Source organism: Terrimonas ginsenosidimutans (assembly GCF_022012415.1).
GTDB lineage: Bacteria > Bacteroidota > Bacteroidia > Chitinophagales > Chitinophagaceae > Terrimonas_A > Terrimonas_A ginsenosidimutans.
Genome location: NZ_JAKLTR010000006.1, coordinates 297,925 through 323,565, shown reverse-complemented (window position 1 = coordinate 323,565; position 25,641 = coordinate 297,925). Strand labels below are relative to the sequence as shown.

The 25,641-nt window shown below is 46.4% G+C and carries 23 protein-coding genes; 14 read left to right on the top strand and 9 right to left on the bottom strand.

Annotation, left to right across the window (positions count from 1 at the left end):
• Positions 1-178: 178 nt before the first annotated feature.
• Positions 179-2,023 carry a membrane protein insertase YidC gene (gene yidC / locus LZZ85_RS11885; RefSeq protein WP_237871916.1) on the top strand — a complete coding sequence of 615 codons (1,845 nt, stop codon included), beginning with the start codon at positions 179-181 and terminating at the stop codon, positions 2,021-2,023.
• A gap of 164 nt (positions 2,024-2,187) precedes the next feature.
• Positions 2,188-2,859, top strand: coding sequence for a DUF4412 domain-containing protein (locus LZZ85_RS11880; protein WP_237871914.1), 672 nt, complete (start codon positions 2,188-2,190; stop codon positions 2,857-2,859).
• Between the two features lie 154 nt (positions 2,860-3,013).
• On the opposite strand, the gene LZZ85_RS11875 is transcribed toward LZZ85_RS11880, so the two are convergent.
• Positions 3,014-3,394, bottom strand: a complete 381-nt coding sequence (locus tag LZZ85_RS11875; protein ID WP_237871912.1) for a hypothetical protein — start codon at positions 3,392-3,394, stop codon at positions 3,014-3,016.
• Between the two features lie 251 nt (positions 3,395-3,645).
• Here LZZ85_RS11875 and LZZ85_RS11870 point away from each other — a divergent pair, with 251 nt between their 5' ends.
• The 3 genes from LZZ85_RS11870 (at position 3,646) to LZZ85_RS11860 (ending at position 6,741) form a co-directional block, all read left to right on the top strand.
• Complete coding sequence (locus LZZ85_RS11870) at positions 3,646-5,073, top strand: tetratricopeptide repeat protein (RefSeq protein WP_237871910.1); 1,428 nt, start codon at positions 3,646-3,648, stop codon at positions 5,071-5,073.
• Positions 5,074-5,236: 163 nt separating this feature from the next.
• On the top strand, positions 5,237-6,007 hold the full coding sequence (locus LZZ85_RS11865; protein WP_237871908.1) for a phosphosulfolactate synthase: 771 nt from the start codon (positions 5,237-5,239) through the stop codon (positions 6,005-6,007).
• Positions 6,007-6,741 (top strand): shikimate dehydrogenase family protein, encoded by a 735-nt coding sequence (locus LZZ85_RS11860; protein WP_237871906.1) that lies wholly within the window; start codon positions 6,007-6,009, stop codon positions 6,739-6,741. Before LZZ85_RS11865 ends, LZZ85_RS11860 begins: the two co-directional genes overlap by 1 nt.
• A 181-nt stretch (positions 6,742-6,922) precedes the next feature.
• Here LZZ85_RS11860 and LZZ85_RS11855 read toward each other — a convergent pair whose 3' ends face one another.
• The 5 genes from LZZ85_RS11855 to LZZ85_RS11835 all read right to left on the bottom strand — a co-directional run bounded on the left by LZZ85_RS11855 (position 6,923) and on the right by LZZ85_RS11835 (position 10,540).
• A complete protein-coding gene (locus LZZ85_RS11855; RefSeq protein ID WP_237871904.1) occupies positions 6,923-7,354 on the bottom strand; it encodes an acyl-CoA thioesterase in 432 nt (143 codons plus the stop codon).
• Between the two features lie 107 nt (positions 7,355-7,461).
• Entirely contained in the window at positions 7,462-8,376 is a 915-nt protein-coding gene (locus tag LZZ85_RS11850) for a hypothetical protein (protein WP_237871902.1), read from the bottom strand.
• A complete protein-coding gene (locus LZZ85_RS11845) occupies positions 8,373-8,879 on the bottom strand; it encodes an RNA polymerase sigma factor (protein ID WP_237871900.1) in 507 nt (168 codons plus the stop codon). Before LZZ85_RS11845 ends, LZZ85_RS11850 begins: the two co-directional genes overlap by 4 nt.
• 200 nt (positions 8,880-9,079) lie before the next feature.
• Positions 9,080-9,664, bottom strand: coding sequence for an RdgB/HAM1 family non-canonical purine NTP pyrophosphatase (gene rdgB, locus LZZ85_RS11840; protein WP_237871898.1), 585 nt, complete (start codon positions 9,662-9,664; stop codon positions 9,080-9,082).
• A 321-nt stretch (positions 9,665-9,985) separates the two neighbouring features.
• On the bottom strand, positions 9,986-10,540 hold the full coding sequence (locus LZZ85_RS11835) for a hypothetical protein (protein ID WP_237871895.1): 555 nt from the start codon (positions 10,538-10,540) through the stop codon (positions 9,986-9,988).
• Between the two features lie 71 nt (positions 10,541-10,611).
• On the opposite strand from LZZ85_RS11835, the gene LZZ85_RS11830 reads away from it, so the two are divergent.
• The 3 genes from LZZ85_RS11830 (at position 10,612) to rpsG (ending at position 12,743) form a co-directional block, all read left to right on the top strand.
• On the top strand, positions 10,612-11,676 hold the full coding sequence (locus LZZ85_RS11830; RefSeq protein WP_237871893.1) for a branched-chain amino acid aminotransferase: 1,065 nt from the start codon (positions 10,612-10,614) through the stop codon (positions 11,674-11,676).
• Positions 11,677-11,868: 192 nt separating this feature from the next.
• Positions 11,869-12,249: a 30S ribosomal protein S12 gene (gene rpsL, locus LZZ85_RS11825; protein ID WP_038097977.1), complete on the top strand. Its 381-nt coding sequence runs from the start codon at positions 11,869-11,871 to the stop codon at positions 12,247-12,249.
• A 26-nt stretch (positions 12,250-12,275) separates the two neighbouring features.
• Positions 12,276-12,743 (top strand): 30S ribosomal protein S7, encoded by a 468-nt coding sequence (gene rpsG / locus LZZ85_RS11820; RefSeq protein ID WP_237871891.1) that lies wholly within the window; start codon positions 12,276-12,278, stop codon positions 12,741-12,743.
• Positions 12,744-13,034: 291 nt separating this feature from the next.
• Here the strand turns inward: rpsG and LZZ85_RS11815 are convergent, their stop codons facing one another.
• The gene (locus tag LZZ85_RS11815) at positions 13,035-13,547 is read right to left on the bottom strand and encodes a hypothetical protein (protein WP_237871889.1); all 513 of its coding nucleotides are present in this window, start codon (positions 13,545-13,547) and stop codon (positions 13,035-13,037) included.
• Positions 13,548-13,673: 126 nt separating this feature from the next.
• Positions 13,674-13,886, bottom strand: coding sequence for a hypothetical protein (locus tag LZZ85_RS11810; protein WP_237871974.1), 213 nt, complete (start codon positions 13,884-13,886; stop codon positions 13,674-13,676).
• Between LZZ85_RS11810 and LZZ85_RS11805 the strand changes: the two genes are divergently transcribed.
• Positions 13,867-14,346, top strand: coding sequence for a hypothetical protein (locus tag LZZ85_RS11805; protein ID WP_237871972.1), 480 nt, complete (start codon positions 13,867-13,869; stop codon positions 14,344-14,346). The genes LZZ85_RS11810 and LZZ85_RS11805 overlap by 20 nt on opposite strands.
• A 140-nt stretch (positions 14,347-14,486) precedes the next feature.
• Here LZZ85_RS11805 and LZZ85_RS11800 read toward each other — a convergent pair whose 3' ends face one another.
• Positions 14,487-15,194, bottom strand: a complete 708-nt coding sequence (locus LZZ85_RS11800; RefSeq protein ID WP_237871887.1) for a DsbA family oxidoreductase — start codon at positions 15,192-15,194, stop codon at positions 14,487-14,489.
• A gap of 244 nt (positions 15,195-15,438) precedes the next feature.
• On the opposite strand from LZZ85_RS11800, the gene LZZ85_RS11795 reads away from it, so the two are divergent.
• The 5 genes from LZZ85_RS11795 to LZZ85_RS11775 all read left to right on the top strand — a co-directional run bounded on the left by LZZ85_RS11795 (position 15,439) and on the right by LZZ85_RS11775 (position 25,586).
• Positions 15,439-18,303, top strand: a complete 2,865-nt coding sequence (locus LZZ85_RS11795) for a DEAD/DEAH box helicase (RefSeq protein ID WP_237871885.1) — start codon at positions 15,439-15,441, stop codon at positions 18,301-18,303.
• Between the two features lie 1,101 nt (positions 18,304-19,404).
• Entirely contained in the window at positions 19,405-20,028 is a 624-nt protein-coding gene (locus LZZ85_RS11790) for a TetR/AcrR family transcriptional regulator (RefSeq protein ID WP_237871883.1), read from the top strand.
• A 31-nt stretch (positions 20,029-20,059) separates the two neighbouring features.
• Positions 20,060-21,436: a TolC family protein gene (locus LZZ85_RS11785; protein ID WP_237871880.1), complete on the top strand. Its 1,377-nt coding sequence runs from the start codon at positions 20,060-20,062 to the stop codon at positions 21,434-21,436.
• Between the two features lie 4 nt (positions 21,437-21,440).
• Complete coding sequence (locus LZZ85_RS11780; protein WP_237871878.1) at positions 21,441-22,487, top strand: efflux RND transporter periplasmic adaptor subunit; 1,047 nt, start codon at positions 21,441-21,443, stop codon at positions 22,485-22,487.
• A 45-nt stretch (positions 22,488-22,532) separates the two neighbouring features.
• Positions 22,533-25,586, top strand: a complete 3,054-nt coding sequence (locus LZZ85_RS11775; protein ID WP_237871876.1) for an efflux RND transporter permease subunit — start codon at positions 22,533-22,535, stop codon at positions 25,584-25,586.
• Positions 25,587-25,641 lie beyond the last annotated feature (55 nt).

The window sequence follows — 25,641 nt, the reverse complement described above, 5'->3', positions numbered from 1 at the left end:
TCAGTTAACGGCGGTCTAAGGAACCTCGAAACCTTCCAAACCGCCCAAACTTCCCAAACCTTCCAATCCTCTCACCCCCTCACCGGTTAAAACCCGTTTCTCGCCTAAGTTCCGCCCCGGAACCCCTTAGTTTCGATGGCTAACACCTATCTTTGCCACCTTTAAATTTTACCCCTCGATGAAGTTTGATCGCAATACAGTCCTAGGCTTTGTAGTGCTGGCGGCTCTGTTCTTTGGCTATTTCTTTTTTACCAATAAAGAGCAGGCAGCGTATCGCAAAGAGAAGGCAAAGCAGGATTCCATCCTGAATGCCAATAAGCCCAAACCAGATACCGCAGCCCAGCGGCTGGATTCCGCAGCTGCAGCCGCATTGCGCAAATCTACCCAGTCAGGGTTCCTGAACGATTCTTCTGATGTGAATGAACATGTCATCTATGCGGAGAACGAATTGTTCCGTGTGGCATTCTCTTCCAAAGGAGGTCAGCCAAGATCTGTAGAACTGAAGAAATTCAAGAACATGGACAGCGGGCACGTAAAACTGTCTAATTCCGCGTTCAACCAGATCAGCTATCGTGTGAATACCGGTGCCGGTAACAGTATTGAGACTTCTGACCTCAATTTCTCGAGAATTGACTCTGTAAAGAATGCTGACGGAAGCAGTACATATTCATTTACCCGCGGATCATCCGACAGCAGCAATACTACCTCTATCGTTCACCGCTATACGATCAAACCCGGCCAGTATATGATCGATTTTGATGTAGAGCTGAATGGCGTGCCTCAACTGCTTTCCCAAAATAACCTGAACCTTACCTGGCAGTATGCAGCTGATCAGCAGGAATCGGATATCAGCTTCGAAAAGCAGAACACACAGGTCGGATACATTGAAGACGGAGATTTCGATTATCATACTATCGGGCGCACAAGCAGTGTCGACCTCGAAAAGAAAGTTAAATGGGTAGGCGTTCGTCAGCGCTTCTTCAATACGTTCCTGGTTTCAAAGTCTGAATTCACTTCCGGCAAAATGACCTGGAATATTCCTCCTGATGATAAGAAAGTGCTGGTAGAAGCCGTCTCAAATATGCAGGTGGCTGTGCCTTCCGGCAGTAATGCGAAGCTTGGGTTTAGTATTTTCTATGGACCGGCTGATTTCAAAACATTGAAACAGGCAGATCTTAAACTGGAAAAACTGGTAAACCTTGGCCAGGGACCGTATGCGTTCGTTCGTCCATTGAACCGTTATGTGATCATGCCGGTATGGGACTTCCTGAAAAGCTTTGTAGGGAGCTTTGGCCTGGTAATCGCCCTGCTGACGCTGATCATCCGTTTGCTTATCTCGCCGCTTTCTTATAAGAGCTACCTGAGTGGTGCAAAAATGAAAGCGCTTCGACCTGAGATTGCCACACTGAAAGAAAAGTTTGGTGCTGACCAGCAGGCGATGAGCATGGAGCAGATGAAGCTTTTCCGCGAAGCTGGCGTAAACCCACTGGGTGGCTGTATTCCCGCTTTGCTGCAGATCCCGATCTTCTTCTCCCTTTATAGTTTCTTTAGCTCAAGCGTTGACCTTCGTGGTGCTGACTTCCTGTGGGCAAAAGACCTTTCAGCGTTTGATGATTTTATCAAGTTCGGCGTGGATGTTCCATTGCTTGGCGGTCACCTCAGCCTGTTTACCATCACAGCGGTGATCACCAGCCTTGCGATCTCTTTGTACAGTATGAGTATGTCACCTGATCAAAGCAATCCGGTGCTGAAATATATGCCATACATCTTCCCGGTGTTCCTGTTGTTCATTTTCAACAAGCTCCCATCGGCGTTGACATGGTATTATACGGTGTCAAACATCATTACGCTGATACTGCAGTTTGTGATCCAGAACTATATCATCGATCATAACAAGATCCTGGCGCAGATCGCAGAGAACCGGAAGAAGCCAAAGCAGAAATCGAAATGGCAGGAGCGTATGGAGCAGATGCAGGAGCAGCAGAAGCAGATGAAAGACGCTCAGAAAAAGAATAAGAAATAAGTTTGGGAGGTTTGGAATGTTATAAACCTTCCAAACCTCCCAAACCACATTTCCCGCCAGCAATTCACGCCCCGCGCTTTGATTGCTGGCTTTTTAATTTTAACTTTTACCGGTCGCAACGTAATGACTACTCTGCGTCGTCTTTCAATCAATAACGTTTAACTATGAAACGCATTTACCTTATCGCAGTATTACTGGTGTCTGTGCTGGTCTCCGGATCGCTGATGGCACAAAATGCTCAGCCCCGCAAACTGACGGAAGCGACTATTTCTTATGACATCGTTATAAATACCAATAATAGCACCCCTAAAGCGGCCGATCTGCTTGATGGAGCGGTGAGCATTATTTACCTGAAAGGGAATTCCAGCCGGTCTGAAATGGTCAGCTCTCTTGGTACACAATCCACCATTATTGACGGGAAAACGGGGAATGTGACCATTCTGAAAGAATATGGCGAGCAGAAATATATGATCAACCTTACGGCAAATGACTGGAAGGAGTCTAATAAAAAGTATGAAGATGTTACTTTCACTTACGAAAATGAGTTTAAGACGATCTCCGGATACAATTGTCAGAAGGCGACAGGAAAGCTGGCTGATGGCAGCAGCTTCACCGTATACTTTACCAAAGACCTGATCCCGGTCAACCGTGATTTTCAGTACCTGAACAAAGCACTTCCCGGTCTCGCCATGCAATACGAGGCAAATATGGGAAAACAGAAGGTAACTTACACGGTATCAAGCATTAATTTCAATCTCGTCCCTGCGGCGAAATTTGATACACCGAAATCCGGCTACAGGGTAATGACTTACGACGAAAGCAAAGGCGCAAATTAATTACGCTAATTTGGCGAATAGCACTCCGAAGGATTGGGGTGCTTTTTTATGTAGATCAGTCACCATTACTTTTACGCATGGGCTTTCCCTAAAATCAAAATATCTCCCTGCACCAGGAAGATAATTAGCAAGATCCGCGTATTAGTATTCGCGTTTAGAAGTTGATATTTACTGTAGCACCCTGACCCTGACTGCGTTGAGTGTTCAGGTTCAATGTCACTTTCTTACGGGCAGGCATGGAATAAACCGCATGGCCTTGCTGATAAGTTACAACGGGTGTGGTGATGTTGATGTACTGCGTAGTGCCTTCGGAGCTGATCACCTGGCTACCACGAAAAGTGTATCCTGTTTGAAGAGAAAAAGAACCGGGCTTCAATGAAGAAGCTTTGTTGCCCAGTAACAATTTACGAGGCTTTTCTTTGCTTGATTTACCGTCCCCCAGTGTTGCAAAAGCAACTACAGCACTGGCAGCCAGTAAGAAAGACAGGCCCAATTTTCTGCTTGCAGCTTTTAATATGGAAGAGTTAGTTTTCAATACGAGGCAAATTTAACACTAAAAAAGGAATTAATGCAAACCGTCTATCAAGAATTTTAGTACTTATTTAACGGCTAAACAGGCAAATTGTTACAGCTAAAAGAAAAAAATATTTGTTACTTATTCACAGTTGGGGAAACAAATTGGCTTTTCTTTTGATTATTTTAAGATAACTTGTTGATACTAACCGCCAATACGGCTAGCCTCTCCTTAGTTTGCCTCAATTCTTTTACCTCAAAACCCACCGGATCATGAAAGAAAATTCATACCAGGAAGACAGGGAGCAGATGAGAGAATTACTCCGTAGATATGAAAACCTCCGGAATGGACGCTCATCCTCATTTATTGAAGAGGAATCATTTGAAAAACTAATCTCTTATTTCGAAGAAAGAGAGGAGATTCCTAAAGCACAGGAAGCGGCAGATATGGCTGTCGAGCAATATCCATACTCAGCGGCGCTGCTGATACGTAAAGCTGATCTTCTTCTGACGGTCCGCCAGTATCGTGATGCCCTTGACATACTCGATCATGCCAGCCTGCTGGACAGTAATGACATCAATATCTATATTCTTAAGACAGATGCCTATCTCGCGCTTGATGAACAATCAAAAGCGGTAGCATTGCTTGAAGAAGCATTGCAGACTTTCCAGGGTGAGGAAAGGATAGAACTGCTGTTCGAACTGGCGGACGTATACGATGATTATGAAGAATTCGACAAGGTATTCGATTGCCTGAAAGTTATACTTGATGAAGAGCCGACCAATGAAGAAGCATTGTATAAAATTTGTTTCTGGACCGATTTTACCGGGCGGAATGAAGAAGGTATCCGTCTTCATCAGCGCATCATTGATCAACATCCGTATAATGAACTCGCATGGTTCAATCTGGCGGCGGCTTACCAGGGTTTGAAGCTGTATGAGAAAGCGATCGATGCGTATCAGTATGCGATCGTTATCGAAGAAAAATTCGACTATGCTTACAGGAATATGGGTGATGCCTATATCCGCCTGCGCAAATACAAAGAAGCGATCGAAGCGCTGGAAAAAGTAACAGAACTAGCCAAACCTGAAGTGGTGATCTATGAAGCGATCGGTCATTGCTATGATCGGTTGAAGAATTATGCACAAGCAAGATTCTATTACCGCAAAGCATCTCACCTTAACCAGGAAGACAGCAAACTGTTCTACAAAATTGCCTGCACATACTATAATGAAGGTCAGTGGGAGAGTTGTACAAAACAACTGGACACCGCCATGAAGCTTCAAAAGAATCAGCACGAATATTCTTTGCTGATGGGTGAATGCAAGCTGGAGATGGGCCAGGTAAAAGATGCCATCTTGCATCTTTCCAACGCGGTCCGGATCAAGCCTAAAAAGTCAGCAGGCTGGCAGGCGCTGATCAGATGTCTGTACAAAGCAGAATATTTTGACGAAGCCCTGCAGCAGGCAGATGTTGCATTCAGAGCTACAGCAGAAAAACCTCTTTTCCTTTATTACAAAGCAGCGATACTCTTGGCCGACGGCAAGCAGAAGGAAGCTATCGTGGTGTTGGAAGAAGCGCTCCATCTTGCACCGAAGCTGCTGAAGAAATTCTTTGAACTGAGTCCGGGCAGCCTGCAGAATCAGCAGATCGCAGCACTGGCCGCCAGATTTAAGTCCAGCCGCACCCGTAAAGGATAAATGTGCTAAAAGAATACGCAGGTTTCCCCCGGATAATCAACAATTGCCGGGGAAACCTGCTTCGTTTCTAAACTCTTTTATCTCTTTAACCTCTTAGCCTTATTTTTGCGCCGGTTTTCCCTGCGGCATAAGGTCCGCATTCTATGAATCAAATCAGAATAAAATGAATTTCAACCTGTCTCAGATGCCCGATCGTAATGTGCGCCCACGTACTAACGGCATTACGATGGTGATGGACAAAGGATTAAGTCTCCAGGAAGCAAAGAATTTTTTAAGTGTTTCTTATCCCCATATCGATATTATTAAACTGGGTTTTGGAACATCGTATGTAACGCCAAACCTCAGAGAGAAGCTGGAGCTCTATCGCTCTTACGATCTTCCGATCTATTTCGGAGGCACTTTATTTGAAGCGTTCCTGATCCGCAATCAGTTTGATGATTATATAGCGGTATGTAAAGACTTCGGCATCGATTACATGGAAGTAAGCGATGGTTCCATCACGATCCCTCATGCTGAGAAATGTGGTTATATTGAAAAACTGACAAAGCATGGCACTGTGTTGAGCGAAGTGGGAAGTAAAGATGCCGCGCATATTATTCCTCCCTACAAATGGATCGAACTGATGCGCGCCGAACTTGATGCCGGTGCCACTTATGTGATCGCAGAAGCAAGAGAAGCCGGTAATGTCGGTATTTATCGTGGAAGTGGCGAGGTAAGGGAAGGCCTCGTTCAGGAGATCCTCACGCAGATCCCCGGGGAAAAGATCATTTGGGAAGCGCCCCAGAAAGCGCAGCAATTATACTTCATCGAATTACTGGGCTGCAATGTGAATCTCGGTAATATAGCACCTACTGAAGTTATCGCCATGGAAGCAATGCGGATCGGTTTACGCGGTGATACCTTCGAATTATTCCTGAATAAAAAAGGTTCCTGATGCGCTTATTTGGCCTGATCGGTAATCCGTTAACTCATTCGTTTTCCAAAAAGTATTTCACGGAAAAATTCGAACGCGAAGGTTTGACGGATTGCCGGTATGAACTGTTTCCGATCTCTTCCATTGAAGAACTGCCAAAGTTGCTTCGTGATCATCCGGAATTGTGCGGGCTTAATGTGACCATCCCTTATAAAGAACAGGTGCTTTCTTATCTCAATGAGGAAAATGAACTGGTGCAGGCAATAAGGGCCTGCAATTGCATTGACCTGCAAAGCGGCAGGCTGAAAGGTTATAACACAGATGTGCTGGGTTTTGAACAATCACTCAGACAGTTGTTTCAACCCCATCATAAAAAAGCACTGATACTTGGTACCGGCGGTGTTTCAAAAGCCGTTCAGTATATTTTGCAGAAAATGGGGCTTGCTTACCGGTATGTATCGCGCAAACCGGGCGTACACAATTTTTCCTATGAGCAATTGACGGCGGATGTGATGCAGGAATACACGCTCATTGTTAATACCACTCCCTTAGGAACCTATCCTAATATAACTGAAGCTCCTCAGATTCCTTACAAGGCATTGACATCTGATCATTACCTGTTTGACATGGTATATAACCCGTCTCAAACCCTTTTCCTCAAAATGGGAGAGGAGCGGGGCGCTGTTGTTAAAAATGGTTATGACATGCTGGAGATCCAGGCGGATGAAAGCTGGAAGATCTGGTCCCGGGTCTAAGTTGATAGTCTTGCGTAGGCCGCCCTCTAAGTCTCCCCTTCGGGCTACCGTATACCCGCATCTTTTAAGCTATTCGAATTGCGTAGGGGTCCCGCAGATAGTATCTGACATAAGGCAATTATCTGCGTATCTGCGCCTTTGATCTGCGTAAATCAGCGGGAACCTTAGGCCAGTCGATTTTTTAAAAGGACAGTTTCTCTTTCGCTTCCACCGGCAAAGCACTCACCTTTTTCTTCGCGTAGTCATAACATACCATTCCTGTCTTCGCGAGCGCCACTGTCTGCCAGTTACCATCCACTTCCTTCTCCAGCTTATAATAAAGATCGAAAGACAGTTTGGTAAAATCTCCCGCGCATACAGACACATTCACAGTGTCCCCATAGAATAATTCCTTTTTGAATTCAATCCCAACATCCGCCATGATCAGTGCTATCCCTGCGAAATCAAGTTCAGTATAACCAAAGCTTCTCAGGTATTGCATCCTTGCTTCATGGATCAATGACAATATCGCATCATTGCCCATGTGCCCGCCGTAGTTGATGTCCGTGATGCGAACGGGTATGAGTGTTGAGAAAGAATAATCCGAAGGCATTTCCAATCTGATCCTCGCCATATAACCAGGTTTATAGCAAAAATAAAGATGACCAGCTTTTCTTTAACGATAAAAGCTGGTCATGCGTGATTCATACAACAAATATGGTGAAATACGAAAGAGATGGATCAAAGCTCCGCCCCTTCGTCGAGTGAGTTTACAAGTTGCAGGATGTCGATAAAGTTGCCGGCCGAAGTGGTAAGAGCGGATGTTGCCATTTTCTCCTGCCATTTTTTCAACTGGTCTTTACAATCGGCATCGGGATCTTCGCCTGACACACAGCATACAAGGTTGCCCCATTTTTTTGACATGCGGATAAAATTTCCATCAGGCGTCATGAGCATGATGTAACGATCCGCCATAGAGGGAACATTGTCACCATAAGTATAAAGGCTGCGGGATGTATTGGCGGCAGCATTGTAAACAGCTGACCCGATCTCTGCATTTGCCCTTCTGTTTGCTTTATAGGGTCTGTCGAGCCTTGCGATCAGTTTCCCGGTTGACACTGTTTTTACCTGCTCATCCACCGCTCCGGTAGGAACAGCGGAAGGAACAGAGGTGCCTGCGGTTTGTACAGGTGCAGTAACGGCAGGTGTTGCGGGTTTTGCTGCAATGGAAGGACCAGTCGGATCGTCAGAGGAAGATCCGGTCCAGCGAAGTATACCAAATGCTACAGCGCCGATCACGATGGCGGCAGCGGCATAGCGTAAATATTGTTTAAATCGGGATGGCTGACTCACTATGATTGCTTCAGCGGGCTGTCCCTGTTCGAAAGATGCCGCAATTTTACTCCAGGCAGAAGCTGGCGGATCGACTTCCATTGAATAGAGGCGTGTTGCGAACGGATCAACCTGATCTGTTTCATCCAGGGCTGAAAGGATCTTGTTCCATGCTGTAGCCGGCGGCTCTACCTCCATTGCATGGAGGCGCGCAGGGAACTGATCAGTTTGGTGCGCTTCGTCAAGGGCTGTAGTGATCTTGTCCCAGGCATTTGCCGGAGGCGTCACTTCATAATTTTCTAATTTGTCCCTTAAGTTGCTCATGACTCTATTCTGCTTTGTCTATCCTTTTCAATAAATTTCTTCACCAGGTCCTGCAGGATCATTTTAGCTCTTGAAAGCTGTGATTTGCTGGTCCCTTCGCTGATGCCAAGAATGTCTCCGATCTCTTTGTGTGTGTATCCTTCGACAACATACATGTTGAAAACGGTCCGGTAGCCGGGCGACAATTGCTGCACCAGTTCCATGATATCACGTTCGGCAAGGTTATCAAGTACGGAAAGATAATTTCCCTCCAGTGTATTCTCTTCTTTTTCTGTTACGGGTTGCAGGTATCGTTTGCGTCGGAAATGTTCGATGGCGGTATTTACAAAGATCCGTCTGATCCATCCTTCAAAGGAGCCTTCACTGCGAAAACTGTCCAGCTTCTTAAAAATCTTAATAAAACCTTCCTGCAGGATATCTTCGGCTTCTTCAGCATTGCCGGCATAACGGAGGCAAACAGCGTACATTCTGGGTGAGAAGCGGCGATACAGTTCTTCCTGCATACGACGGTTGCCTTCAATGCACCCACTGATTAAGTCGCTTTCGGGGATATTATGGTTGCTTTGCGGAGTCAAATTCTTGTTTTAAATATAAGATGCTGACCGTAAGTGCCTACCTGTTTGTAAAGCACTGACCGTCAGTAATATTAATCCATGTTCGTGGAAAAACAAAATAAGGGCATGGGAGTTTGCCGGTCAATTAGTTATCCTTTCTGCAAATTATTCAAAAATGTGACCAGTTTTTGGGTGGCTTTCGCGCGATGGCTGTACTGATCTTTTTCCGCCAGCGTCATTTCACCAAAGGCTTTATCTGTTCCATCAGGTACAAACACGGGATCATAGCCAAAGCCGCCCGCCCCTTTTCTCTCATTGATAATTTTGCCATTGCAGATGCCCTCAAACAAATGCTCCTTGCCGTCAATAATGATGGAAATAACGGTCTTGAAACGTGCAGACCTGTCGCCCACACCTTCAAGATTTGAAAGCAGCTTTGTGATATTGTCATCTGAGGAGCGTCCTTCACCTGCATAGCGGGCGCTTTTTACGCCGGGTTCACCATTTAAAGCGGCAACTTCCAGACCTGTGTCTTCGCTGAAACAATCGGTTTTTGTCATTTCGTAGATCACCTTTGACTTTTCAGAAGCATTGGCTTCGATGGTGTCATGAGGTTCCGGGATGTCTATATTGATACCGGCTTCTTTGAGTGTGAGCAGTTCGAATCTGTCACCGATATTATGCCTGATCTCGTCTACTTTATGCTGGTTGTTGGTGGCGAAGATTAGTTTCATGACACAAATATAGCTAACGCGAATGAGGCGCGGTACGCGAATGGGACGCGAATGGCCGCGAAGGTTCGCGAATGGGTCGTTTCAATTTGATGATGGCTGAATAGGCTTGGGATACTTTGTATTTCGCAGCGGCCGCCGCGTATCGTTGCGGCCGCTGCGTTCCTAATACGCCAGTTTAACTGCAGAGGTTGAGTAATGAAATCGCTTAAGTTGACTGATATCGTATCTGACGCACCAGGGCGTATACAAATTGATCTGCGCATCTGCGCATTGATCAGCGTAAATCAGCGGGAAACCTACTCCATTCTAAAAGCATAAAGCCTAAATCCCGAAGATCTTCTTCAGGCTCCCCCAAAGTTTACCTTTCGCGGTCTTATCATCCGCAATGGCGGCGAGCGGCGGCGAGTACAGGTATTGCACATTTGCCAGACCCTGTACCTGGTATTCCGGGAAGCTGACCGGCAGCCCGAAATCAGCCGGTTCGATCCCAAAGAGCAACACCTCGCGGCTTTTGAAATATTTCACGGCGGCCGGACCGCCTTTTTCGAGGTAATTATTGTAGTTGATGAGGATGATATCGCCGAGGCTCAGCTTGCAGGCGGTGAGCATCGTTGTCAGGAAGTTCAGGTCTTCGTCGGGTAGGTGGAGAATATCGGTGTTATTCACCACCACGAGCACGGCGCGTTTGTTATTCCCGAGGAATTTCCAGACGAACGGCTGGGCTTCGCCGGCCGGAGCTTTTTCCGCTTGCTGTGAGGCTCCTTCCGGTGCTTTTATGGCGATCTCCCCGCGTTGTTCTGCGCCCTCGCTGACCAAAGCTGAAGGGTAGAGGGAGGCGACCACACTCGCTGGCAATTCGATATCATTCAAACCCATACGTTCCTTTTTTACTAATGACTGTTAGTATAAACTTTTTTCGTTTCTTTGCCGAGCAAAATTAAAAAATTATGACCGAGGCTTTAGCAATTTCAGTTACAAAAGCAGAAAGGAGCAAGTTACAGGATATCAACCTGGAGAATATTCCGTTCGGCAAATATTTTACCGATCACATGCTGGAGGCAGATTATGAAAATGGGGAATGGAAGAGCGTGGAGATCAAACCTTATCAGCCATTGCTCCTGGAGCCTTCCCTGGCTGCACTGCATTATGGACAGGCTATTTTCGAGGGTATCAAGGCGTATAAAGATGAGGAGGGCAATGCGTTCATTTTCCGCCCGGTGGATAATTTCAAACGTTTCAATAAATCTGCTGAACGGATGAACATGCCGGTTGTTCCGGAGGAGATCTTCCTGGAAGGCATGCGTCAGCTGATCGATCTTGACCGCAGCTGGATCCCTGCAAAGAATGAACATTCTTTATATATCCGTCCGTTCATGTTCTCTTCAGATGCGATGCTGGGTGTTCGCCCGTCAGAGACCTATAAATTCATTATCATTCTCAGTCCTACCGGACCTTACTATGCTCAGCCAATGAAGATCCTGGTGGAAGAAAGCTATACGCGTGCTGCTCCGGGCGGCGTTGGATTCTCCAAAAATGCGGGCAACTATGGCGGAAGCATGCTGGCTGCCAGCCAGGCGAGAAAAGCGGGTTATGACCAGGTGTTGTGGACGGATGCGTTTGAACACAAATGGCTGCAGGAAGTGGGCATGATGAACGTATTCTTTATGATCGATGGGGTGGCGGTTACACCGTCCCTTGAAGAAGGAACGATCCTGGAAGGGGTTACGCGTGCGAGCGTAATGACGGGTCTGAAGGAAATGGGTATTAAAGTGGAAGAAAGAAAGATCAGCATTGACGAGGTCGTGGAAGCATATAAGGCAGGGAAAGTGAAAGAAGTTTTCGGAACCGGAACGGCGGCGGTGATCGCTCCGATCCGTGAGCTGAACTATAAAGGATTTGCGATGGAATTCGATCCGGCGACTTTTACCGTATCAACCAATGTAAAAAAATGGCTATCCGATATCCGTGAGGGAAGGGTGGCTGATAATCATGACTGGATGTGGAAAGTGTAGGGGCAAGTAAAAAGTAAAAAGTCGAAATTAAAAAATAAGTCGTTCAGAATCAGTAGTTACTGGTCAATCCAGAAGATTTTTTTAATTTGTAATTTTTACTTTTTAATTATTCCCGCAGAAAGAATCTTAGAATCTTTTGGTATTTCCCCCGCGGGACCCTACCTTTGCCGTCCCAAAAATAAAGCATTCAGAATGCCTACTATTCAACAGTTAGTAAGAAAAGGAAGAGAAATTATCAGAGCCAAGAGCAAATCAAGGGCTTTGGATCAGTGTCCTCAGCGTCGTGGTGTTTGTACTCGTGTGTACACTACAACTCCAAAGAAACCAAACTCTGCGCTCCGTAAAGTGGCTAAGGTTCGTTTGACGAACAAAGTAGAGGTGATCGCCTACATCCCGGGTGAAGGTCACAACCTCCAGGAGCACTCAATCGTGCTGATCCGTGGTGGTCGTGTTAAAGACTTACCAGGTGTACGTTACCATATCGTTCGTGGTTCTCTGGATACAGCGGGTGTAAAAGACCGTAAACAGAGCCGTTCTAAATACGGTACGAAGAAAGAAAAAGCCAAAAAATAATTCAAAATAAGTAACTCAACAATACCATGCGGAAAGCACAAGCAAAGAAACTGCCCTTAGCACCAGATCCTAAGTTTAATGACAAACTGGTAACCCGCTTTGTCAATAACCTGATGTGGGAAGGAAAGAAAAGCGGCGCTTTTAATATTTTCTACGATGCTTTGGATAAAGTTGCCAAGCAAACAAACGAAGACGGATACGAAGTTTGGAAAAGAGCTTTGGCTAACGTAACTCCAGCGGTAGAAGTGCGCAGCCGTCGTATCGGTGGTGCTACTTTCCAGATCCCGGCGGAGGTTCGTCAGGACAGGAAGATCTCTCTCTGCATCAAATGGCTGATCCGTTATAGCCGCGAGAGAAACGGTCGTAGCATGGCTGATAAGCTGGCTGGTGAGATCGTTGCAGCAAGCAAAGGTGAAGGCGCAGCTTTCAAGAAAAAAGAAGATACACACCGTATGGCTGAAGCGAACAAAGCTTTCGCTCACTTCAGGGTGTAAAAGATATACAATGGCTTTATTGGGAAGACCATTCGTCGAAAGGCGGATGGTTTTTTTATGGACGCGAATGAGCACGAATGGACGCGAATTTTCGCGAATCGCGAATGAAGCACGAATGGCCGCGAATGGGTCGTTGAGGTAGGAAAGGATCCGTGATAAGGTTATGTCTTCGGAAAGTTTGACATAGATAATATTGAATTTGCCGGCTTATTCGCCGCGTTCGCCACGTATCGTTGCGTTTGCCGCGTTCCTTATACGCCATGCCCCTCACGGAGCAGGTGTTCCCAGCCCCTACATGACAGGATTTGAGTAGTTGGCCGTGATCAGGTTGAGGAACAATTCCCCGCTGTTTGCTTCGTCCAGGTAGCCCCAGTGGCGATTACGGGTGATCTGAACGGTTTTGATGTAGGCGGGGTCAATGATCAGGTAGGAGGGATGTCTGACCAGTGTGTGGTTTACGCATACCCGAAGTTTTCTGTCTGCCGATGGTACACCCTGGAATTCGAGGAACTGGTCAAGCCGCATCAGCTTTACGCTGTCTTTAGGATACATTACCAGGATCCCCCTGGCCGCATCTGCTCCATACCGTCTTACGGCGGCAGAGTCTTTCAAAAGGTGCAGAGAATCGATCCGCTGCGTATCTACCAGCAGGTGATTGATATCGGTCTTCATCGTATCGATCCAGATGATCGGCGACTTTGTATCATTCAGAACCACTTTTTCTATTACAGAAAGCTTTTGCTGTCCAAACACACCGATCCAGCTAAAGCAGAAAGCCAGGAATATCAGCAAGCGTTTTTTCATAAAAAAGGTTTTGAAATACGCAGTTCAATATTCGCGCAAATTCGCGGCTATTAGCGCTCATTCGTGTAAAAAGAAAGGCCGCCTGCAAATTCTATACAGGCGGCTATAATACTTACCAACGGATTCTTATTTGTCGTCATCATCGTCGTCATCGTCATCGTTGTTGTCATCGTCAGTGTCGTCTTCTTCAACATCGATTTCAACTTCTTCGATCTCTTCCACTTCAACTGTATCGTCAGCTGTTGTGTCTTCGTCTTCGTCAGCAGGGAAGATCTGTTGTTGAACAGCTTCAGGCTCTGTTACAGGCTCATCTTTGTCGATGATCGGATCTTCTACCACTGGTTTTGTCTGTGGCTGTTTAACCGGTTTTGGTTTTGCAGGTGACGCTTTCTTCACTGCTTTTTTCTTTGCTGCTTTTTTTGCAGGAGCAGAAGCTACAACCGCTGCTTTTTTGGGAGCAGATTTTTTAGCCGCTTTCTTCGCTGCTTTTTTAGCCGCCTTTTTAGGAGCTGCTTTTTTAGCTGCTTTCTTGGGAGCTGCCTTCTTCACTGCTTTTTTTGCTGCCTTTTTAGGAGCCGCTTTTTTAGGGGCTGCTTTCTTAGTTGCCTTCTTTGCAACTTTTTTCTTCGCTGCTTTTTTAGGAGCTGCTGCTTTTTTGAAAGCTTTTTTTGCAGCTTTCTTAGCTACTTTTTTTGGAGCTGCTTTTTTGGGAGCGGCTTTCTTAGCTGCTTTTTTTGCTGCCTTTTTAGGGGCTTTAGCTTTCTTTTTAGAAGGCATACTTAAGGATTTAAGGAGTTGAGTGAATTAGGTATTTATGTTATTGCTGAAGTTACTAAGGTTTCTTATAACCAAATATATAAAGGAATTTTTTTTTTCACCAACATTCTCGCGTTTCCTTTTCTCTTTGAATCGAAAAAACACCATTAACCGGAATAATTCCTAGCAATTACCGTCCACCTGGCAGGTATCGCCGGTGTTTTCACTCAGGGTCTGAATGGCCGGACTTTCCTGTTTCCATTCTTTCCAGGCTTGCTCCAATGCCCCGGCAAAAGTTTCTGCCGGCTGGGCTCCCGAAACGGCATAGCGATCATTCAATACAAAGAATGGCACACCACTTACCCGGATCTGCTGCGCTTCATAGATATCCCGGTCAACCGCCTCTGCGAATTCACGGCCCTTCAGCACTTCTTCAGCCCGTTGTTTATCGAGGCCCGCATCAGCTGCAAGCTCTGCAAGTGTTCCCGGATCTCCTATATTCTTCCCCTCTGTAAAGTAGGCTTTGAACAAGCGTTCCTCCATTTCATCTCCCCTGCCGGACGCTTTAGCCAGCTGTATCAGCCGGTGCGCATCGAAGGAGTTTGCCACCACTGCCCGTTCCATATCATAGGTCAGTCCGGCTTTTGCCGCCATTCCTGTCACATACTGATTCGCCTGTCTGGCCTGCTCGATGCTCCAGCCCTTGTGCTCGGCCAGGTACTCATTGATACTCTTTCCCGGCTCTGTCTTCATGTCCGGGTTCAACTGAAAGCTTTTCCATTCCACCTGCACATCATCTTTTCCTTCAAAGTTTTCCAACGCCTTTTCAAAATGCCGCTTGCCGATGTAGCAGAAGGGGCACATGATGTCTGACCAGATCTCTATTTTCATGTCTTTAGATTGTTAATGTTTAAAAATTGTCCGTTGTCCGTTGCTCGTTGTCCGTTGTCCGAATGGCGGTATCAGGATTAAAATAACTTCGAGGTCTGTCGATCGCTATAAGATACTGTCGTCTTTCGGTCAACGGTGAACGGACAACGGGCAACGGCTTCGCCGGAACAATTTTCCACCCAGAATAACACCTCTCCCCCGGAATAGTTTAAGTTTGCGCCCCGAACATTGAACTCGATATCAAATGAAAACAAAAGAAACGACCAAACCGGCACTGCTGCTTTCTCCTCACCGGCTTTTGGAGACTTCTATCCTGTTACAGACACTAAGGATCATCAAGAATAATACTTCCCTGAATTATGAGGTGGGAGATATGAATACCGGGGAGTTGAAGAACCTGTTTCCTGAATGGCCTAAAGAGGTATTGGTATCTTTCAGGGAATTCGGGAGAGAGGCGATCGATGAAACCCGTAAGGCGATCCGGCAGAAACATACAAAGCAAAAAGCCGGAATGCCGTTTGAAACCTACTCCCGGCAAGCATTGCTGCGTCACTACCATCAGTTATTCGAAAAAGTAAAACCCTTTGCGCCGCTGGCAAAATGGTATCATACCAAACAACTGAACGGTAACAAACACTATTCAACAGCGCCCTGCAGCTTCAGTACCTTTCGTCCACGGCTGCAGTTCTCCGTAGAGAAGAACGGCGCAGCGCTTGAGTTGAGAACCTTGCTTGAACTGAATTGCCAACTGTATCCTATCGAGACATTTTTCCGTCAGTTCTATTTCCTCGAAAGTAATAATGAATATTTCCTGCTTTCATTCCGGGATTATCAGACACTGGAATGGCTGCAGGACCAAAAGCCGCAGCAATATTCCACGAACCCCGCCGCACTGGCCGAAAATATCCTGTCACACCTTGAAAAAGATTACCCAGTCAACCGCAATAACCTGTTTGATCTGCAGGAAATAGAATCTCTGCCGGTGAACAGGGTATTACTCAGTGAGCTCAGCAATACTTTTCTTATGCTGACCCCGCAATGGCTTTATGAAGGATTTGTGGTCGACGGACCCTACCAGGAAAGCCTGGAAATATTGCAAAACGGCGAGGCTTATAAGATCAAACGTAATAAAGAACAGGAGCAACAGTTCCTGCAATTGCTGGAATCGCTGCACCCAAATTTCCCGAAGCAGGCAAACGGTTATTATTATCTCTCCTTTGCGGATGCGCAAAAGAAACAATGGTTCTTAAAAACCTATCATCAATTGCTTACTTCCGATATAGAATTGATAGGAATGGATATGCTGAAGCATTTCCGGTTCTCCACCCACCAGGCAGAAACCTCGGTAAAAGTGCTCCGTGAAGAGGAAAGCAAGGTCGTACTGGGTGTGTCTGTCACTTTTGGAAAGGAAGAAGTGGTATTGACGGAACTGCAGAAGATCCTTTGGTCGGGACAAAGAGCCGTATTGCTGAAAGACGGAAGCCTCGGCATTTTGGGTGATCCATGGTTGAACCAGTATGGGGCGATCATCAAGCACGGTAAGGTAAATAAGAAAGAGGTGACCATTGCGCGATGGATGGCCATTACAGAACAAAATGGCCCTGGTGAAGAGCAGGTGCTGGGCTCTTCTTTTAAGAAAGAATGGTGGCAACGCTGGCAGACCTGGCAATCGGGCGGTGAGCAGCTGTTCAAAGTACCCGCGATGATCAACGCCAATTTACGCCCTTATCAACAAAAAGGATATGAGTGGATGAGATTGCTCTCAGAAGCGGGGGCGGGAGGTTGCCTTGCTGATGATATGGGTTTGGGTAAAACATTGCAGGCAATTTGTTTTCTCGTTTCAGAAGTCGAGAAAGAACCAACAGCAAAGCATATCATTATTTGTCCGTCTTCATTGATCTATAACTGGCAGCAGGAACTGGAAAAATTTGCTCCGTCTGTAAAAACGACGGTGTATCATGGTGGTCAACGGAAAACAGAACAATTACAGGATGGATCTGTTCAGGTGGTGATCACGAGCTATGGCACTTTCCGCGCCGATGCGGGCAACCTGCTTGCGATCGAATATGGTGCTGCGATCATTGATGAAAGTCATAACATCAAAAATCCATCCGCACAGATCACGAAAACAGTCAGTACACTGCAGGCGAACAATGTTTTCGCACTCAGTGGAACACCTGTGGTAAACAATACTTTCGATCTCTATTCTCAGTTGAATGTGGTATTGCCGGGCATGTTTGGAAGCCGCGAATTCTTCAAGCGTGAGTACGCTGACGCCATTGATAAGTTTGGAGATGAATACAAGATACAGGCGCTGCAAAAACTGACGGCGCCCTTTATCCTGCGCCGTACAAAAGAGCAGGTGGCGGTTGATCTTCCGGAAAAAACAGAGTCTATCCTCTGGTGTCACATGCCGGCAGGGCAACGCGAGTTGTATGAACATATCAAGAGCCAGGTAAGAAGCAGTCTCTTCCTGGATATCAGCAAGCAGGGTTTTGCAAAAAGCAAGCTGGCGGTAATACAGGGGATCCTGAAACTGCGTCAGATCTGTAATTCGCCATTGCTATTACCCGAGGAAGAACGTCAGCCAGTTGAATCTGTGAAGACAAAACTATTGATGGATGAACTCAGCAATATCCTGCCCGCACATAAGGCGCTTGTGTTCTCTCAGTTCAGCTCCATGCTGGACATCCTCGCGGAGGAATGTGATAAAGCGGGAATTAAATATTATCATTTCGACGGACAGACCCCGCCATTGAAACGCGCTGAGATGGTGAATGCTTTCCAGGAGGAAGGAAATGATGTATGCCTGTTCCTGATCAGTTTAAAGGCAGGTAATGCGGGGTTGACATTAACGGCAGCCGACTATGTGTTCCTGTTTGATCCGTGGTGGAATACGGCGGTGCAGCAACAGGCGATCGACCGTACACACAGGATCGGTCAGACGAAAAGCGTGTTCGCCTATAAGATGATCTGTAAGGACACCATTGAAGAGAAGATCATTCGTTTGCAGGAGAAGAAAAAGCAACTGGCGGAAGACCTGGTGTCAGCGGATGAAGGATTTGTAAAGGCGTTGAATGAGGAGGATATTGCGTATTTGTTTGCATAGTTGGCTCTGATACTCTAGCCACGGTTTTAACCGTGGGCGGGATGGGTAGGAGGGTTCATGGCAATAGCGCCTGTTCCCGCTTATCGCCCACGGTTGAAACCGTGGGCTGCGTACGAATGCTCGATACCGGTAATTGCCATAAATGCATTACGAATACTGATGAATGGATGGTTTTAGTCAGCAGAGATTACTGTGGTGATGATACTTTAGCCCATGGTTTTAACCATGGGCGGGTTGGGTAGGAGGGTTCATAGCAATGGCGCCTGTTCCCGCTTGTCGCCCACGGTTGAAACCGTGGGCTGGCGCACGAATGCACGATACCGGTAATTGCAGTAAATGCATTGTAACTACTGATGCATAGATGGTTTTAGTCAGCAGAGATTACTGTGGTAATACTCCCGCCCACGGTTTTAACCGTGGGCGGGTTGGGTAGGAGGGTTCATGGCAATAGCGCTTGTTCCCGCTTGTCGCCCACGGTTGAAACCGTGGGCTGCGTACGACTGCACGATACCGGTAATTGCCATAAATGCATTACGAATACTGATGAATGGATGGTTTTAGTCAGCAGAGATTACTGTGGTGATGATACTTTAGCCCACGGTTTTAACCATGGGCGGGTTGGGTAGGAGGGGCCATGGCAATGGCGCCTGTTCCAGATTGTCGCCCACGGTTGAAACCGTCGGCTGGCGCACGACTGCACGATACCGGTAATTGCAGTAAATGCATTACGAATACTGATGAATGGATGGTTTTAGTCAGCAGAGATTACTGTGGTGATGATACTTTAGCCCACGGTTTTAACCATGGGCGGGTTGGGTAGGAGGGTTCATGGCAATGGCGCCTGTTCCAGATTGTCGCCCACGGTTGAAACCGTCGGCTGGCGTACGAACACACGATAATGGTAATTGCCATAAATGCATTACGAATACTGATGCATTCGCTGGTTTTAGTTAAGCGGTTTATCGACACTCCTGTTATTCAACCGGCTTTTTAGGTATTCTACCGCCATTTCGGGCCAACTCATCGGATACCATCCCAAATTCTCACAAATAAATTTGGAAACTTAACACTGTAAAGTATATTTGCCCTGTAATCTTAAACATGGGCATTAAAGAACGAAAACTGAAGCACAAGGAGGATCTCAAGCAGAGCATCCTGGATGCAGCAAAAAAACTCTTCATCAAAGAAGGGTATCAAGCTACGTCCATCCGGAAGATCGCGGCGGAGATTGAGTTCAGCCCAACCACGATCTATCTATATTATAAAGACAAAGCAGCTATTTCACATGCCCTTCACCAGGAGGGATTCAAGCTGCTGGCATCACAGTTTTCCATTCTTGCGCATATTGATCATCCGTTTGAACGCCTGAAGGCGATGGGACGGGTTTATATGCAATTTGCATTGGAAAACAATGACTTCTACGAACTTATGTTCAATCGTGAAGAGCCGCTCGACTGCGTCGACGAGCACTGGGAAGAGGGAGAGCAGGCTTTCAGGATCCTGTTGATGGTCGTTCAGGGCTGTCAGCAGGCAGGTTACTTCACACAATTCAATGCAGAATCCTTCGCCATGTTCATCTGGAGCACCATGCATGGTTTATGTACCCTTAAGATCAAAGGACACCTCGACCAGGTCGTAAAACGCAAAATGGTCATGCAGGATATTGACGACGCGTTCACACACACATTCGAGACGTTTATTGCCACACTTGAAAAGCTGAAGTAATTTTTTTGATCACTGATTAACAGTGTTAATAATGAATACGCTATTAAGTAAAACCAGGTGCACGATCCTGGCGGGAGCCCTATGCATAGCCGGGAACGCCAGTGCACAACCAACCATGCTCGATGCTTATATCGACAGCGCATTTGCCAACAACATTGTGCTGCAGCAAAAAACTATCTCCCTTGAACGGGCCGGCACCGCGCTGGATATTGCCAAAGGATGGTTCCTCCCGACCGTCTCCTTCCAGATGGGATACCAGACCGCCGGTGGCGGACGTGATATCAGTCTTCCGCTCGGGGATCTGCTGAACGGTGCTTATGCAACATTGAATCAACTGACGGGAACCAATAACTTTCCGCAGCTAAGTAATCAACGAATCAACTTCCTTCCGCATAATTTTTATGATGCGAAAGTGCGTACCACCATGCCGATCTATAATCCGGATATCCGTTTCAACAAACAGATCGCGGAACAGCAGATCGTCCTGAGTGAATACGAGGTCGATATCTATAAACGCCAACTCGTTCAGAATATCAAGTCGGCCTATTTCAATTATCTCACAGCATTAAAATCGATCTCGATCTACCGTACTGCGCTGGACCTTGCCAGTGAAGGGAAACGTGTCAACCAGAAATTGCTTGACAATGGTAAAGGCCTTCCTGCGTATGTACTACGTGCCAATGCAGAGATAGAACAGGTAAATGCACAGGTCAATACAGCAGAGCAGCAAGCGGAGAATGCAAAGCTCTATTTTAACTTCCTGCTCAACCGCGAACAGCATACACCGATAGATACTTCTTACAGTGCGGAACATGCTTTGTCAGAGATCGGAGTGCTTCTTGGCACTGAGCCCGCACCATCCGCCCGTGAAGAACTGAAGGCATTGCAGCAGGCGATCAATATCAACGAAACAGTGTTGCAGATGAACAAACAGGTGTATATGCCACGGTTGAATGGGGTACTTGATCTGGGCTCGCAGGCAGAGAACTGGAAGTTCAACACACAATCCCGTTATTATCTCTTAGGTCTTCAATTAGAAGTTCCCATATTCGCCGGTAATCGTAATAAGAACAAGATCCGTCAATCTGAGCTGGATGTACGTTCTGCCAGGCTAAACCTTGAACAGGTTCGTCAGCAACTAACGCTGGGCAGCAGTGCAGCAAGGAACAACCTTCGCTCATCCTGGCAGGTATACACTGCTACGGGTAAACAACTCGAAGCAGCATCCAGCTATCAGCGCCTGATCGATCGCGGCTATCGCGAGGGAACCAACACCTTTATCGAAACCATTGACGCCCACAATCAATTCACGCAAGCGCAATTACTGCAAGTCATTAACCAATATAAACTTCTCAACTCCGCAGCGGAGCTGGAAAGAGAAACAGCTTCTTACCTGATAAAAAAATGAGCTTATGAAAAAGATATTTCTGTTGATCCTGATCGCATTCTCACTGGGGATCGTATCCTGTAAACAGGATCCCAAAAAAGAAACAACCAACAACGAAGAAATTATTCCTGTTGAAGTGGTCTCACTTCAGCAAGACTCCATCCATCAGTCTATTTACGCTGCGGGGCAATTCACCACGGATGATGAAACTGCTCTTGGGTTTAAAAATGGTGGTGTGATCAATCGCATCTATGTAAAAGAAGGAGATGCGATCAGTAAAGGCCAGCTTCTGGCAACACTTAATCTCACTGAAGTAAATGCAATGGCTGAGCAGGCCTCGCTCGCACTACAAAAAGCACAACGTGACTATGAGCGTGCCAGCAACCTGTATAAAGACAGTGTTGCAACGCTTGAGCAGATGCAGAATGCAAAAACTGCTCTGGACGTGGCAAGACAACAACACAGCAGTGCGGGCTTTAACCAGACTTATTCTGAAATACGCGCTCCGAAAAGTGGCTATGTTTTACGGAAACTTGCCAATGAAGGACAGATCGTTGGTCCGGGTACCCCTGTAGTTCAGGTAAACGGTGCCGGTCAGTCAAGCTGGATTCTCAAAGCGGGTGTGAGCGACTATCAATGGTCGGCCATCAAAACAGGCGACAAAGCAAGTATCACCACCGATGCACTACCCGGCCAAACACTTGAGGCCTACGTCAGCAAGAAACCCGAAGGTGTAGATCCCATGAGCGGTACCTTTCAGGTGCAACTCCAATTAAAAAATGCTCCGGCCGGAAAGATCGCTTCTGGTCTATTCGGAAAAGCCACCATCTTTCCTTCCCAATCTCTTCAGGCATGGTCCATCCCTTACGATGCTTTGCTTGATGGCGATGCCGGCACCGGCTATGTATTCATCACCAATGATAACACGACTGCCCAGAAAATAAAGATCCAGGTAGATAAAATAGAGAACGGTAAAGTGATCGTCAGCGGTGGCCTCGAAAGCGCCAAAGCCCTCATCATATCCGGCAGTGCGTACTTAAACGAAGGTTCAAAAATTAAAATAAAGAAGTAAAAGAGTTGACTATATAACCTCTTTTCCCACCTTCAAACTCTTAGCATGAAGATTTCCGAATACTCAATAAAAAACTATCAGTTCACCCTGATCATGGTGCTGATGGTGATCGCTATAGGTGTATCAACAGTGTTGAATATGCCGCGCTCTGAAGATCCCGAGCTCAACGCTCCCATATTTCCTGTTGTAGTGGTGTATCCGGGTACAAGCCCTAAAGACATGGAAGAACTCGTGGTGAAAAAAATGGAGAAGCAGATCTATGGTCTCGATGATATCAAACGGATCAAAACTTCTATCCGGGACGGGCTGGCTGTACTGGCCGTAGAATACCGCTTTCGTGTAAACGTAGATGATAAATACCAGGAGCTGGTGCGGGAAGTCAATAGCCTTCGCGGGCAACTTCCGCAGGATATCTACCTGATAGACGTTCAGAAGATCGATCCGTCAAACGTGAACATTCTCCAGATGTCACTGGTTTCTGAGAACGCTTCAAGGGATAAGCTCAGGAAAGCCGCCGAGGACCTGCAGGACGAACTGGAGAAGATCGCTGCTTTAAAGAACGTAGAGATCCAGGGATTACCCGATCCGGTGATCAAAGTGGATGCGCAACTCGATAAACTTTCACAACTACATATTCCTGTAACGCTTATTGGAAATGCACTGCAGAGTGAGATCGCTAATATTCCCGGTGGTAGTGTGAATGAAGGGAGTAAATCGTTCAATATAAAAACGAATGGTAATTATCAGAATATAGAAGAGATCAAGAATACGGTGGTCGCCAGCGTGAACGGTAATAATATCTTTCTGCGTGACGTGGCGAACGTGTACTTTGACTATTCTGCGCCGACGCATATTGCCCGGCTCAATGGACATCGCTCCGTATTTGTGATGGCGGCATTAAAGAAAGGCGAGAATATTTCAGCGATACAGGAGCAGTATCTTCCCGTGATAGAAAAGTTCAAAAAAACATTACCGGGTAATATAGATCTCCAGGTGCAGTTTGACCAGGCGGATAATGTGAATCACCGCTTAAGTACACTGGGTTTTGATTTCCTGATCGCGATCGGGCTTGTGCTGATCACTCTGCTGCCACTTGGTTTAAGAGCTTCATTGGTAGTAATGATCTCTATCCCTCTTTCGCTGGGTATCGGCATTATCCTGATCAACCTGATGGGGTATAATCTGAACCAGCTGAGTATTGTGGGTTTGGTTGTAGCGCTTGGTTTGCTCGTAGATGATAGTATCGTTGTGGTTGAAAATATCGAGCGATGGATGCGTGAAGGCCATTCCCGGTTAAATGCAACGATCAAAGCGACGAACCAGATCGGTAAAGCGGTCTTGGGTTGTACAGCCACGCTGATCATCGCATTTATGCCGCTGGCTTTTATGCCGGAAGCATCCGGTGAGTTTATCAGAAGTCTTCCGATCTCTGTGATCAGTACAATACTTGGTTCATTGATCGTGGCATTGACGATCGTTCCGTTTCTTTCCAGCAGGATACTGAAGCCGCATGCGGATGAACATGGAAATATTTTTCTGCGCGGACTTCAGAAACTGATACATGGCAGCTATGCAGTATTGCTTGATAAAGCCCTGAAGCGTCCATGGACGGCCATCATCATTGCTGTTGTGATCTTTGCCGGTTCACTCGCATTGATCCCCGTGATCGGATCAAGCTTATTTCCTTCTTCCGAGAAGCCGCAATTTATGATCGATATTACGGCGCCATTGCAGTCGAACATTTATTATACAGATACGATCGCTAAAAGAGTGGAAAAAGAGCTGGCACAGGTTCCGGAAGTGAAGTATTATTCCACCAATATCGGTAAAGGAAACCCTCGTGTTTATTATAATGTAAACCAGCAGAATGAACGGACTGATTTTGCCGAGATCTTTGTACAACTTGACCCTGATACAAATCCTGAACGTAAGCTGGAGATCATTGAACAATTGCGTTCGCAATGGACACCATATCCTGGTGCACAGGTGGAGGTAAAGAATTTCGAACAGGGCCAGCCGATGATCTCACCGGTTGAAGTTCGGGTAGCTGGAGATAACCTTGATACCCTGCGTGTACTTGCCGCCAGGGTGGAAGATATGCTGAAGAAAACTGAGGGTGCGATCTATGTGAACAATCCGATACGAAATCTGAAATCTGATATCCGCATTGATATTAATAAAGACAAAGCGCAGCAGCTGGGAGTACCTACAGTGAATATAGGACGAACGGTGAGAATGGCTGTTGCCGGCTTCCCTGTTGGAACATTTACTGATCCTGATGAAGAAGGGGATGATTATGATATAGTGCTGAGTGTGCCCAGGCCGTCCTACCCTGACCTGAAGGTGTTCAATAACCTTTATGTAAACAACAATGAGGGAAAAGCAATCCCGCTTTCACAACTCGCAGATATCCGGTTTGAAACATCACCGTTGAGCATTAATCACTTTAACAAAACAAGGACGGTTACCGTAAATGCATTTGTAAAGAAAGGTTATCTGAATGATAAGGTCATCCAGGATGTGATCGGCCAAATGGATAATATGAAACTACCTCCGGGTTACAGCTATGAGATGGGCGGAGAAGTAGAAGGCAGGAATGAATCCTTTGGAGGGTTCGGCAGTATTATCCTGTTCACCGTGTTCATGTTCATTGCAGTATTGGTACTACAGTTCAAGACATTCAAGAGCACGCTGATCGTTCTGTCGGTTATTCCCCTGGGAATTGTTGGGGCAGTACTTGCGTTGCTGGTTACGGGAAATTCTCTTTCATTTGTTGCAACTATCGGGATCGTTGCACTGGCGGGGATCGAAGTGAAGAATACAATCCTGCTGGTTGATTTTACGAATCATTTGCGCGAGGAAGGAATGGAATTGCTGCAGGCAATCGAAGAGGCGGGGGAGAAGCGTTTTCTGCCGATCATTCTGACCACGCTGACTGCAATAGGCGGATTGTTGCCAATTGCACTATCCAGCAACCCGCTGATCTCTCCGCTTGCGATCGTCATGATAGGAGGTCTGATCAGCTCAACCCTTTTGTCAAGGATCGTCACTCCGGTGATCTATAAATTAATGCCTCCGAGAGTTGATGTGAAAAAATAGAGTTCATTTGTTAAGGTTTCATAGGTTCATAGGTTCCATCCGCTATAGTTCTGGT

What these genes read in the sequence shown, in the direction of transcription:
- LZZ85_RS11860 (WP_237871906.1), top strand. Translation starts at nt 6,007, where the DNA reads ATGCGCTTATTTGGCCTGATCGGTAATCCGTTAACTCATTCGTTTTCC.
- LZZ85_RS11830 (WP_237871893.1), top strand. Translation starts at nt 10,612, where the DNA reads ATGACCGAGGCTTTAGCAATTTCAGTTACAAAAGCAGAAAGGAGCAAG.
- LZZ85_RS11865 (WP_237871908.1), top strand. Translation starts at nt 5,237, where the DNA reads ATGAATTTCAACCTGTCTCAGATGCCCGATCGTAATGTGCGCCCACGT.
- LZZ85_RS11780 (WP_237871878.1), top strand. Translation starts at nt 21,441, where the DNA reads ATGAAAAAGATATTTCTGTTGATCCTGATCGCATTCTCACTGGGGATC.
- LZZ85_RS11845 (WP_237871900.1), bottom strand. Translation starts at nt 8,879, where the DNA reads ATGCAGGAAGAACTGTATCGCCGCTTCTCACCCAGAATGTACGCTGTT.
- LZZ85_RS11850 (WP_237871902.1), bottom strand. Translation starts at nt 8,376, where the DNA reads ATGAGCAACTTAAGGGACAAATTAGAAAATTATGAAGTGACGCCTCCG.
- LZZ85_RS11855 (WP_237871904.1), bottom strand. Translation starts at nt 7,354, where the DNA reads ATGGCGAGGATCAGATTGGAAATGCCTTCGGATTATTCTTTCTCAACA.
- rpsL (WP_038097977.1), top strand. Translation starts at nt 11,869, where the DNA reads ATGCCTACTATTCAACAGTTAGTAAGAAAAGGAAGAGAAATTATCAGA.
- LZZ85_RS11805 (WP_237871972.1), top strand. Translation starts at nt 13,867, where the DNA reads ATGATCGGATCTTCTACCACTGGTTTTGTCTGTGGCTGTTTAACCGGT.
- LZZ85_RS11815 (WP_237871889.1), bottom strand. Translation starts at nt 13,547, where the DNA reads ATGAAAAAACGCTTGCTGATATTCCTGGCTTTCTGCTTTAGCTGGATC.
- yidC (WP_237871916.1), top strand. Translation starts at nt 179, where the DNA reads ATGAAGTTTGATCGCAATACAGTCCTAGGCTTTGTAGTGCTGGCGGCT.
- rpsG (WP_237871891.1), top strand. Translation starts at nt 12,276, where the DNA reads ATGCGGAAAGCACAAGCAAAGAAACTGCCCTTAGCACCAGATCCTAAG.
- LZZ85_RS11800 (WP_237871887.1), bottom strand. Translation starts at nt 15,194, where the DNA reads ATGAAAATAGAGATCTGGTCAGACATCATGTGCCCCTTCTGCTACATC.
- LZZ85_RS11835 (WP_237871895.1), bottom strand. Translation starts at nt 10,540, where the DNA reads ATGGGTTTGAATGATATCGAATTGCCAGCGAGTGTGGTCGCCTCCCTC.
- LZZ85_RS11790 (WP_237871883.1), top strand. Translation starts at nt 19,405, where the DNA reads ATGGGCATTAAAGAACGAAAACTGAAGCACAAGGAGGATCTCAAGCAG.
- LZZ85_RS11880 (WP_237871914.1), top strand. Translation starts at nt 2,188, where the DNA reads ATGAAACGCATTTACCTTATCGCAGTATTACTGGTGTCTGTGCTGGTC.
- LZZ85_RS11795 (WP_237871885.1), top strand. Translation starts at nt 15,439, where the DNA reads ATGAAAACAAAAGAAACGACCAAACCGGCACTGCTGCTTTCTCCTCAC.
- LZZ85_RS11775 (WP_237871876.1), top strand. Translation starts at nt 22,533, where the DNA reads ATGAAGATTTCCGAATACTCAATAAAAAACTATCAGTTCACCCTGATC.
- rdgB (WP_237871898.1), bottom strand. Translation starts at nt 9,664, where the DNA reads ATGAAACTAATCTTCGCCACCAACAACCAGCATAAAGTAGACGAGATC.
- LZZ85_RS11870 (WP_237871910.1), top strand. Translation starts at nt 3,646, where the DNA reads ATGAAAGAAAATTCATACCAGGAAGACAGGGAGCAGATGAGAGAATTA.
- LZZ85_RS11785 (WP_237871880.1), top strand. Translation starts at nt 20,060, where the DNA reads ATGAATACGCTATTAAGTAAAACCAGGTGCACGATCCTGGCGGGAGCC.